The sequence below is a fragment of the Pseudoalteromonas sp. P1-30 genome (genome assembly GCF_001400005.1).
GTDB classification, from domain to species: domain Bacteria; phylum Pseudomonadota; class Gammaproteobacteria; order Enterobacterales; family Alteromonadaceae; genus Pseudoalteromonas; species Pseudoalteromonas atlantica.
Map to the genome: position 1 here is coordinate 1 of NZ_LKBC01000033.1, position 274 is coordinate 274.

General features: G+C 46.7%; 1 tRNA gene. It reads right to left on the bottom strand.

The features are described 5' to 3' along the window. Positions 1–87: 87 nt before the first annotated feature. Positions 88–163: transfer RNA gene (locus tag AN395_RS19255), tRNA-Thr, on the bottom strand. Between the last annotated feature and the right edge of the window lie 111 nt (positions 164–274).

The window sequence follows — 274 nt, forward strand, 5'->3', positions numbered from 1 at the left end:
CCGTCAGATTTACAGTCTGATCCCTTTGGCCGCTCGGGAACCCCTCCACGATAATTCTTTACTAATTCACTTTCGGTAAAAGGAAAGTGGTGCCGACTAACCGAGTCGAACGGTTGACCTACTGATTACAAGTCAGTTGCTCTACCAGCTGAGCTAAGTCGGCACACTAAACTGTGTGCTAAGGCACGTTCAATTTTAAAGATTGAGAACTTAAAGTAAATGGTGCCTCGACCCGGAATCGAACCAGGGACACGAGGATTTTCAATCCTCTGCT